This window comes from Kitasatospora sp. NPDC056138 (genome assembly GCF_042264695.1).
GTDB lineage: Bacteria > Actinomycetota > Actinomycetes > Streptomycetales > Streptomycetaceae > Kitasatospora.
Window position 1 is genome coordinate 32,886 of record NZ_JBHJVK010000008.1, and the last position, 10,253, is coordinate 43,138.

The 10,253-nt window shown below is 70.2% G+C and carries 7 protein-coding genes; all 7 read left to right on the plus strand.

Annotated elements, in window-relative coordinates; all coding sequences use genetic code 11:
- The first annotated feature begins 310 nt into the window (after positions 1-310).
- The 7 genes from ACFC1R_RS07960 to ACFC1R_RS07990 all read left to right on the plus strand — a co-directional run bounded on the left by ACFC1R_RS07960 (position 311) and on the right by ACFC1R_RS07990 (position 10,110).
- Positions 311-1,534, plus strand: a complete 1,224-nt coding sequence (locus tag ACFC1R_RS07960; RefSeq protein ID WP_375934496.1) for a sensor histidine kinase — start codon at positions 311-313, stop codon at positions 1,532-1,534.
- The gene (locus tag ACFC1R_RS07965; protein WP_375934499.1) at positions 1,522-2,166 is read left to right on the plus strand and encodes a response regulator; all 645 of its coding nucleotides are present in this window, start codon (positions 1,522-1,524) and stop codon (positions 2,164-2,166) included. Before ACFC1R_RS07960 ends, ACFC1R_RS07965 begins: the two co-directional genes overlap by 13 nt.
- Positions 2,167-2,168: 2 nt before the next feature.
- Entirely contained in the window at positions 2,169-3,071 is a 903-nt protein-coding gene (locus tag ACFC1R_RS07970; protein ID WP_375934502.1) for a DUF4097 family beta strand repeat-containing protein, read from the plus strand.
- 319 nt (positions 3,072-3,390) lie between these two features.
- Positions 3,391-4,608, plus strand: a complete 1,218-nt coding sequence (gene dusB / locus ACFC1R_RS07975) for a tRNA dihydrouridine synthase DusB (protein ID WP_375934891.1) — start codon at positions 3,391-3,393, stop codon at positions 4,606-4,608.
- Between the two features lie 565 nt (positions 4,609-5,173).
- Positions 5,174-7,882 carry a pyruvate, phosphate dikinase gene (gene ppdK / locus ACFC1R_RS07980; RefSeq protein WP_375934505.1) on the plus strand — a complete coding sequence of 903 codons (2,709 nt, stop codon included), beginning with the start codon at positions 5,174-5,176 and terminating at the stop codon, positions 7,880-7,882.
- 311 nt (positions 7,883-8,193) lie between these two features.
- Positions 8,194-8,691, plus strand: a complete 498-nt coding sequence (locus tag ACFC1R_RS07985) for a ribonuclease (RefSeq protein ID WP_375934508.1) — start codon at positions 8,194-8,196, stop codon at positions 8,689-8,691.
- A gap of 156 nt (positions 8,692-8,847) precedes the next feature.
- Positions 8,848-10,110: an ADP-ribosylglycohydrolase family protein gene (locus ACFC1R_RS07990; RefSeq protein WP_375934511.1), complete on the plus strand. Its 1,263-nt coding sequence runs from the start codon at positions 8,848-8,850 to the stop codon at positions 10,108-10,110.
- Positions 10,111-10,253: the final 143 nt, after the last annotated feature.

The following is a 10,253-nucleotide window of genomic DNA, read 5'->3' on the forward strand; positions in this document are numbered from 1 at the left end:
TCGGCAGCGTCATTTTTTTAAAAGACACAGCCCCCCCCCGTGTTGTGCGGCTTTCGTCGCCGGCCACCCCCCCCCCCCGGCGGTCGTCGGCACTGCCGACGACCGCGCCGGAGCCCTGGTCCGTGACCGACTCGGCCGGACTCTCCGCTGCCACCACGCGACTTGTTCTCGTCATGCCGTCAAGATTCGCGCCGGAAAGCAGCCCTGTCGGTAGCCCATGCATCCGTCTTGAAGGTGTACCTAGCTACAGCATTGATTCGGATGCCTACTTCATGGATCGGCCTGATCGGCGGCCCATAGGCTGTGCGGCATGTTGAACTCCGCCCTCCGCCAGGCGCGCGACCGGGGCGCCGAGCACCTCCCGTGGTCGGCGGCCACCCGGCGGGATGCAGTGTTCACTGCGGCCGGGGTGCCGCTGGGTCTTCCCCTCATCCTCGCGTTGAGCATGCCGAAGTCGGGCGTACTGCTCCCTGTCGCCGTGCTGTGCCTGGACCTGCTGACGGTCGCGCAGCGCAGCCGCTTCCGCGAGCTGCGCGGTGTGGAGATCCCGGGCAGGGTGGGCCCCGACGCCGGGTGGGTCGTGCGCCTGCGCTCCGGGTTCACCTGGCGGCAGGCCGGATACCACTTCCTGGCCGCGCCGGCCCTCGCCGTCGGCTCCTTCCTGGCGCTGGCCGCCTGGGGTGCGGGTCTGGTGATGGCCACGGTCTACGGCTGGGCGCCCCTCCTGCCGAGAGGGAACTCCCTGCGCCACGGCACCGGTTGGTCGGTGACCGATGCCGGGGTCACCATCGCAGGTCTGGCCCTGCTCCTGGCAGTGCCCTGGGCGGTGGCCTGGCTGGCCCGGCTCGACGAGCGCGCGGCCCGTGCCCTGCTCGGGCCGAACCGGGCGGAGGTCCTGGAACGCCGCGTCGAGGACCTTGCCGAGAGCCGAGCCGGCGTGGTGGACGCAGCGGATGCCGAACGCCGGCGGATAGAAAGGGACCTGCATGACGGCGCCCAGCAACGCCTGGTCTCGCTGGCGATGAATCTCGGCCTTGCCCGGCGCACGCTGAAGGACATACCGCCCGAGGCCATGCAGGTGATCGTCGAGGCGCACCAAGAGGCCCAGGCCGCCATCGCCGAGCTGCGTGACCTCGTCCGAGGGCTCCATCCCGTGGTCCTGGAGGACCGTGGCCTGGACGCGGCGCTCTCCGGCATCGCCGCCCGGGCTCCCGTCCCGGTCCGTCTGACGGTGGACCTTCCCGATCGCATAGCCCCGACCATCGAAGCCGTCGCCTACTTCACCGTCTCGGAGGCCCTGGCCAATGTGGCCAAGCACGCCCGCGCCTCCCGCGTCGATCTGTCCGTGCGGCAGCAGTCCGGCCGAGTCCGCATCGTCATAACCGACGACGGAGTCGGCGGCGCCGACCCGAGCACGGGCACCGGTCTCATCGGGCTGCGCAAGCGTGCCGCCTCGGTGGACGGCACCCTGGCCATCACCAGCCCCCTCGGGGGCCCGACCGTCATCACTGTGGAGTTGCCATGCGAGCTGTGATCGCCGAGGACTCGGTCCTGCTGCGGGTGGGCCTGGTCAAGGTCATGGAGGCGGTCGGGTACGAGGTCGCCGCCGCAGTCGGTGACGCCGAGGCGCTGCTTGCGGCCGTGGAGGAGTACAGGCCGAAGGTCGTCGTGGCCGACGTCCGGATGCCACCGGGCTTCACCGACGAGGGCGTCCGGGCTGCGCTGATGATCCGCCGACAGTGGCCGGAGATCGCGGTGCTGCTCCTCTCCCAGTACGTGGAGGAGCGGTACGCCGCAGATCTGCTCACGGGAGACACCAGCGGGGTCGGCTACCTCCTCAAGCAACGGGTCGCCAATGTGGACGACTTCGTGGAGGCGCTGCAACGAGTGGCGGAGGGCGGCACCGCACTGGACCCGGAGGTGGTGGCCCAGTTGCTGCTGCGGCGCCACCGCGATCCGCTGGAGCGCCTGACCCCCAGGGAGCGGGACGTCCTGACGCTGATGGCGGAGGGCCGTTCCAACACCGCGATCGCCGAGTCCCTGGTCGTCAGCGACAGCGCCGTCGCCAAGCACATCAACAGCATCTTCATGAAGCTGGACCTGCCGCCGGCCGACGCATCGCACCGCAGGGTGCTGGCCGTCCTCCGCTTCCTGGAGCTGGGGTAGCCATGGCGCACGAGGGGGTGACCGACGGGGCGGCGGCTCGGAAGCGAGCAGGCGACGACAGCGGGGTGTGGCGGCGGATCAGCGTCGTCGTGCTGGTGATCATTCTGCTGAGCGGCGGGGTGACGGCCTGGTCCTTGTTGAGCCACCAGAGCCGCACGGAGCGTCGCACCTTCTGGCAGCAGATCAAGACAGTCGAGGTGGACTCCGGCAGTGCAAAGGTCTCGGTCGAGGCGGGCGCAGCCGACCGGGTCACGTTGAAGGAGAGCCTGGGCTGGGTGACGCGCCGTCCGTCCGTCAACGCCCAGGTGGTCGGGAGCACCCTGCGAGTCGCCGTCTCGTGCGGAGGGCCGATATCGGTGATCGGTTGCGACGCCGCGCTCGACATCCAGGTCCCGGCCGCCACCGGGATCCACACCCAGGGCAGTTCCGGAGACACCTACATACGTGGGGTCTCCGGCGAGATCCGGGCGAAGACCGTCTCCGGTCAGCTGTGGCTGGAGAGCGTGAGCGGAGTGGTCTGGGCGAAGTCCGCTTCGGGGGAGATCGTGGCCAAGGAACTGGGCTCGTCCGTGGTCCAGACGGCATCCAGTTCGGGGCAGATGAGTCTGGGCTTCGCCCGGCCTCCGGAGTCGGTAACAGCGACCACGACCTCCGGTCCGGTGGTCATCACAGTCCCGGGGGAGAACATGCGCTACCACGTGGGTGGCCACACGCTCTCGCACTCCTGGAGCATCGATCCGGATGTGGAGGACAGCGGCTCCAAGCACACGATCGACATCACGACCATGTCCGGCTCGGTGACGGTGGCTTCCGGTTCGGCGGACTCCGGGGCTGGGCCGACCGCCTCCGGCGCACTGGCCTCTCCTGGCGAACAGGTGCCCACTGCCCCGGCCGGATCCCGGTAACCAGCTGCGCCCCCGGGTGACCAGCTGACCCCGCCCCACCCCCGGGCCCCGGCCGGACAGCGACAGCCCCAGCCGCTGTTGGCGGGTGACGGGCCCACTGCACAGCTCTGTGCGCAGGCGTCACCCGCAGTCATCAGCACCTGTCGGCGCCCGTCGACACCTATCCGCAGCCGACAGCGGCTGCCCGCAGAGCCGACCCCTGCCGCCCACAGAGCCGAACGGGGGACGGCCTGGGGGACAATGGAGAGTCTCACAGCGCCGCCCGCGCCGAATCACTGTCGCCCTTGCCGACCATGAGGACTCCGCCCGTATGACCTCCATGCCCGCCACCGTCCAGCCGACCACGGCTACCTCCGAGGCCCTCGCCACACCGGCCCCCACGCCCGCCCCCGCCTCCACGCCCGAGTTCGCTCCGCTGAACATCGGCCCCCTGCAGGTGTGGCCGCCGGTCGTACTGGCGCCGATGGCGGGCATCACCAACGCCCCGTTCCGGACGCTCTGCCGGGAGCAGAGCGGGGGCAAGGGGCTCTACGTCTCGGAGATGATCACGACGCGCGCACTGGTCGAGCGCAACGCCAAGACCATGCAGTTGATCAAGTTCGATCCGACCGAGAAGCCGCGTTCGATCCAGCTGTACGGGGTGGACCCGGTGACGGTCGGCCGGGCCGCAAAGATGATCGCGGAGGAGGGCCTGGCCGATCACATCGACCTCAACTTCGGCTGTCCGGTGCCGAAGGTCACCCGCAAGGGCGGCGGGTCCGCGCTGCCGTACAAGCGCAACCTGCTGCGCGAGATCCTGCGCGAGGCGGTCGGCAACGCGGGCGGCCTTCCGGTGACCATGAAGATGCGCAAGGGCATCGACGACGACCACCTGACCTATCTGGACGCGGGCCGGATCGGTGCGGAGCAGGGCGTCTCGGCGATCGCCCTGCACGGGCGTACGGCCTCCCAGCACTACGGCGGCACGGCGGACTGGTCGGCCATCGCCCGGCTGCGCGACTCCGTCCCAGCGGAGATCCCGGTACTGGGCAACGGGGACATCTGGTCGGCCGACGACGCGGTGCGGATGATGCGGGAGACCGGCTGCGACGGCGTGGTCGTCGGCCGTGGCTGCCTCGGTCGGCCGTGGCTGTTCAAGGACCTGGTCTCGATCTTCGAGGGCGACGTGGACTACGCCCGCCCGACCTTCGGATACGTGGCGCAGGCGATGGTGCGCCACGCCCAGCTGCTCGGCGAGTGGCTGGAGGACGAGGCACGCGGTGTCATCGACTTCCGTAAGCACGTCGCCTGGTACACCAAGGGCTTCTCGGTGGGTTCGGAGCTCCGGGTGAAGCTCGCGATGTCCAGCTCGCTGGCTGAGCTCGCGGAGACGCTAGGCCAGGTCGAGCAGGACCAGCACTGGCCTGCCGGTGCCGACGGTCCGCGTGGCCGGACCAGCGGCAACAACCGGGTGGTACTGCCCGAGGGCTGGTTGGACGATCCGTACGACTGTGCTCTGCCCAGCGCGGAGGCCGAACTGGACACATCTGGCGGCTGACTTAGACGTTCAGGTGACATAGTCGTTCTCGGTTGAATCGCCGGAACGGACGAGCCCTCTTGGACAATCTGGCCAAGAGGGCTCCTTTGTGGCAGATTTCAGTAACGGAGAGGTGTCATATCTCGACGCAGTGCTACGAAATGCGCACTCCGCCTACGTCTGGCAGCTGAGGTGCACCCGTGACGCTTGCCACATATCGTGGCGATTGACGGCCGGTTGGGCGGGTTCGCGGGGCTGCCGTGGCGTGAATCGCTTCCCGAAGGGGCTCGGAGGCGGATCGGCGCAGCTGGCTGCAGGAAATCAAGCCGGGGCAACACTGCGGTCGATTGCTCGCTACTCTCTGTCCGGTTCGTGTGATCTTCGCATTTCAATGCCTTCACTACTTGAACGATTGCTAGCGTCAGCCGGACGATTTCGTCAACAGAGGTGAACGCCCCGGTGGGCATTCGATCTGTTGGGTCACGACCCGTTCCGAGGCTCGTACGGCCTATTGGCGGCGCGGCAGTGCCTTCGAAATGGGTATGTTCTCCGGCGTCAGGGCAACCGTGTGCGAGGAGACCGACCCGTGGCGGCGAAGCAGAAGTTTGTTTACTCCTTCACCGAAGGAAACAAGGACCTGAAGGATCTACTCGGCGGTAAGGGTGCCAACCTCGCCGAGATGACCAACCTGGGCCTCCCCGTCCCCCCGGGGTTCACCATCACCACCGAGGCGTGCAAGGTCTTCCTGGAGACCGGCAGTGAGCCGACCTCGCTGCACAAGGAGATCAGCGAGCACCTGGACTCGCTGGAGCAGCAGATGGGCAAGCAGCTCGGTCAGCCCGACAACCCGCTGCTGGTCTCGGTCCGTTCGGGTGCCAAGTTCTCCATGCCCGGCATGATGGACACCGTCCTGAACATCGGCCTCTCCGACGTGTCGGTGGCCGGTCTGGCCGCCCAGTCCGGCAATGAGCGCTTCGCCTGGGACTCGTACCGCCGCTTGGTCCAGATGTTCGGCAAGACCGTGCTGGGCGTGGACGGCGAGCTGTTCGAGGACGCGCTGGAGGAGGTCAAGGAGGCCAAGGGCACCGCCAACGACCTCGACCTCACCACCGAGGACCTCAAGGCGCTGGTCGACACCTTCAAGGCGATCGTGCTCCGCGAGACCGACCGGGAGTTCCCGCAGGACCCGCGGGAGCAGATGGACCTGGCGATCCACGCGGTCTTCCACTCCTGGAACGGCGACCGGGCCCGCCTGTACCGGCGGCAGGAGCGCATCCCGAACGACCTGGGCACGGCGGTCAACGTCTGCAGCATGGTCTTCGGCAACCTCGGCGAGGACTCCGGTACCGGTGTCGCGTTCACCCGTGACCCCTCCACGGGCGCCGTCGGCGTCTACGGTGACTACCTGTCCAACGCCCAGGGCGAGGACGTCGTCGCCGGCATCCGCAACACCCTTCAGCTCTCCGAGCTCGAGAAGCTCGACAAGAAGTCGTACGACGAGCTGATGGCGATCATGCAGAAGCTCGAACTGCACTACCGCGACCTGTGCGACATCGAGTTCACCATCGAGCGCGGCAAGCTCTGGATGCTGCAGACCCGGGTCGGCAAGCGCACCGCCGCCGCCGCCTTCCGGATCGCGGTCCAGCTGGTCGACCAGGGGCTGATCGACCTGGACGAGGCGCTGCACCGGGTCACCGGCGGCCAGCTCTCCCAGCTGATGTTCCCGCGCTTCGCTCCCGACGCCACCTCGAAGCAGGTCGCCTGGGGCATCGCGGCTTCGCCCGGTGCCGCGGTCGGCAAGGTGGTCTTCGACTCCTACACCGCGGTCAAGTGGTCCCGTTCCGGCGAGAAGGTGATCCTGGTCCGCCGGGAGACCAACCCGGACGACCTGGACGGCATGATCGCGGCCGAGGGCATCCTGACCTCGCGCGGCGGCAAGACCTCGCACGCGGCCGTGGTCGCCCGCGGCATGGGCAAGACCTGTGTCTGCGGTGCAGAGGAGCTGGAGGTCGACACCAAGCGCCGTCGCCTGACCACCGCCGACGGGCAGGTCGTCGAGGAGGGCGACGTGGTCTCGATCGACGGGGCGACCGGCAAGGTCTACCTGGGCGAGGTCCCGGTGCTCCCGTCCCCGGTGGTCGAGTACTTCGAGGGCACCCTGCACGCCGGTGCCGACGTCCAGGGCGGGCTGGTCCAGGCCGTGCACCGGCTGATGTCGCACGCCGACGTCCGCCGCAAGTTGGCCGTCCGGGCCAACGCGGACAACGCGGAGGACTCGAACCGCGCCCGCCGCTACGGCGCCCAGGGCATCGGCCTCTGCCGCACCGAGCACATGTTCCTCGGTGAGGAGCGCCGCAAGGAGGTCGAGCACCTGATCCTGGCGGACAACGACAAGGACCGCGAGCAGGCCCTCTCCGCCCTCCTTCCGCTGCAGAAGGGCGACTTCGTCGAGCTCTTCCAGTCGATGGACGGGCTCCCGGTCACCGTCCGCCTGCTCGACCCGCCGCTGCACGAGTTCCTCCCCGACATCACCGAGCTCTCGGTGCGCGTCGCCCTCGCGGAGGCCCGCAAGGACCCGAACGAGAACGACCTGCGCCTGCTCCAGGCCGTGCACCGGCTGCACGAGCAGAACCCGATGCTGGGTCTGCGCGGCGTCCGCCTCGGCCTGGTCATCCCCGGCCTGTTCGGGATGCAGGTCCGGGCGATCGCGGAGGCTGCGGCCGAGCGCAAGCTGGCCGGCGGCGACCCGCGTCCCGAGGTGATGATCCCGCTGGTCGGCACCGTCCAGGAGCTGGAGCTGGTCCGCGACGAGTGCGAGCGGGTGCTGGCCGAGGTCGCGTCCTCCACCGGTGTCAAGCTGGACATCAAGCTCGGCACCATGATCGAGCTGCCCCGCGCCGCAGTGACGGCCGGTCAGATCGCCGAGGCCGCCGAGTTCTTCTCCTTCGGTACCAACGACCTGACCCAGACCGTCTGGGGCTTCTCCCGGGACGACGTGGAGGCGAGCTTCTTCACCGCGTACCTGGAGAAGGGCATCTTCGGGGTCTCGCCGTTCGAGACCATCGACCGCGACGGTGTCGGTTCGCTGGTCAAGCTGGCCGTCGAGGCGGGTCGGGCCACCCGGCCCGACCTCAAGCTCGGCGTCTGCGGCGAGCACGGCGGCGACCCGGAGTCGGTGCACTTCTTCCACGAGGTGGGGCTGGACTACGTATCCTGCTCCCCCTTCCGGATCCCGGTGGCGCGCCTGGAGGCGGGCCGTGCCGCCCTTGAGACGGCGGGCAGCGACTCGCGCTGACGGGGTGACCCCGAAGCGCGGCTGACCGCAGCCCCCTCCGCGGGAGGGGCGTGCGGCGGAGCTCGGCGCAGGAGAGCCGCCGTACGTGGCAGCCGGGGCGGGAACGGACAATGGCGTCCGCTCCCGCCCCGGCGGCGTTTCCCCCGGCACGTCCGGCACGTCCGGCACGTCCGGCACGTCCGGCACGTCCGGCGCGTCCGGCAGGTCGGGCAGGCCCGGCGCGTCCGCGCGCGGCGGCGGAGCTCGGCCGTACGGGTGAGCGGGGTACCCGGTGTGCCGGTGCCGGAGGCGTACCGGGCAAGCTGGAGCGCATGACCAGCCGAAACCGTCTGATCGCCGTTGCCGCAGTCATCTGTTGCGCGATCATCGCCGCAGCCGTCTATGCCCTGCTCGGCACCGGTAGGACGGCGTCCACCAAGACCTCCTCCTCCCCGACGGCCGCGACCGGCGCCTCCCGCGGCCCGAAGCCGTCCGCCCCGGCGAAGTCGTCCTCCGCCGGCAGCACCTGGGTACCCACCAACCAGGCCATCGCCGACGTCTGCCGCAGCAAGCTGCCCAGCCAGGCCCGGGACACCCTCGGGCTGATCGCCAAGGGCGGCCCGTACCCCTACCGCAACGACGGCGTGGTCTTCGAGAACCGTGAGAGCCGGCTGCCCAGGCACCCCAACGGCTACTACCACGAGTTCACCGTGGTCACCCCCGGCTCGGGGGACCGGGGCACCCGACGGGTCGTCACCGGAACCGACGGCGAGCAGTACTGGACCGCGGACCACTACAGCACCTTCCAGGAGATCGACTCCCGCTGCTGAGGCAACCTGAGGTAACCCGGGGCAACCCGGGGTCAGCCGAGGTCGATCGAGGCCACCGAGGCCACCGAGGCTCGCCGGGCTTGTCGGGCTCGCTGGGGCCTGTCGGGACCTGTCGGCACCTGTCGGGGCCCGGACGGCGCTGGCAGGATGTCCGCGATGACAGAATCCACGCCGCCTCCCAGCGCCCCGACTCCCGAAACGTCCGCCCTCGACTCGCTGAACGGCCTCTCCGTCGGCGACGCCTTCGGTGCCCAGTTCTTCGTCCCCGAGAACCGCGAGCACCTGATCAGCCGTCAAGCCCCGCCCGGCGTCTGGCCGTGGACGGATGACACCGAGATGGCCTGCTCGGTCCACGCGGCCTGGGCCGAGCGCCAGACGATCGACACCTTCGACCTGACCCACGCCTTCGCCCGCCGTCATGACTTCGACCGCGGCTACGGTCCGGCCGCCAACCGCATGCTGCGACTGATCAGGGAGGGCGGGGACGCGAAGCGGCTGGCCGCCGACCTCTTCGACGGCCAGGGCTCGTACGGCAACGGTGCCGCGATGCGGGTGGCCCCGCTCGGCGCGGCCCACGCGCACGACCCGGCGGCCGTGGTGGGTCCCGCCGCCGACACCGCCGCGATCACGCACACCCACCCCGACGCCGTGGACGGTGCGATCGCCGTCGCGGTGGCGGCCGCGTACGCCGTCCGGGCCCGCACCGAGCCGACCACTCCGCCGGAGTTCCTCGCCGCGGTACGGGACCTCACCCCGCGCGGGGCGGTCCGGGACGGCGTCGAGCGGGCGATCGGGCTGCTGGGTGAGCCGAACGCTCACCGGCCCGCGTACGAGCTGGGCAATGGCAGCCGGGTGAGCGCGGTCGACACCGTTCCCTTCACGCTCTGGGCGGCCGCCCGTCATCCGGACGACTACCGGGCCGCGCTCTGGGAGACCGTCCGGGCGGGCGGCGACGTGGACACCACTGCCGCGATCGTCGGCGGGATCGTCGCCGCCCGTACCGGGACCGCCGGGATTCCGCCCGCCTGGCTGGCCGCGCGCGAGCCACTGCCCGACTGGGCCACACCGGAACGGCTCGCGGTGGCCGACTTCAGGAGGTACCGGCCCGAGCTGCAGCCGATCCGGCTGCCGCGCCCGGTCGCCGTCCCCGACCTGGTCTGGCCCGAGCAGAAGTGGGCGCTGCTGCGCCGAGGTCTGCGGCCGAACCGGACCAACCACCGCTGGGTCACCGGCATCGTCGAGGGTGTCATGTACCTGCACGAGGCTGGGACGGGGTACGGAAACTTCGAGGTCGTGGTCGAGCCGGTCCCCAGGACGGGCGGGTGGCGGCCGGTGTCGGCAGTGGCCGAGGCCCGGCCCGACCGCTTCGGCCACCCCGAACCCGCCGTCCTGCTCGCCGAGGTCCTGGGGATGTTCTGAGGTGTTCTGAGGGAGCGCCCACGCGGGAGGTCGGGGCCCCCCCCCAAACCCGGGGGGGCCGCCCCCCGGGGGGCCGGGCCGGGCCCGGGGGGGCCCGGGGCGGCCACCAACCCGACGGGGACGCCCCCAACCCAGAGGCTGAA

Coding starts and splice junctions, on each gene's coding strand:
- ACFC1R_RS07990 (WP_375934511.1), top strand. CDS start 8,848: ATGACAGAATCCACGCCGCCTCCCAGCGCCCCGACTCCCGAAACGTCC.
- ACFC1R_RS07965 (WP_375934499.1), top strand. CDS start 1,522: ATGCGAGCTGTGATCGCCGAGGACTCGGTCCTGCTGCGGGTGGGCCTG.
- ACFC1R_RS07985 (WP_375934508.1), top strand. CDS start 8,194: ATGACCAGCCGAAACCGTCTGATCGCCGTTGCCGCAGTCATCTGTTGC.
- ACFC1R_RS07960 (WP_375934496.1), top strand. CDS start 311: ATGTTGAACTCCGCCCTCCGCCAGGCGCGCGACCGGGGCGCCGAGCAC.
- ACFC1R_RS07970 (WP_375934502.1), top strand. CDS start 2,169: ATGGCGCACGAGGGGGTGACCGACGGGGCGGCGGCTCGGAAGCGAGCA.
- dusB (WP_375934891.1), top strand. CDS start 3,391: ATGCCCGCCACCGTCCAGCCGACCACGGCTACCTCCGAGGCCCTCGCC.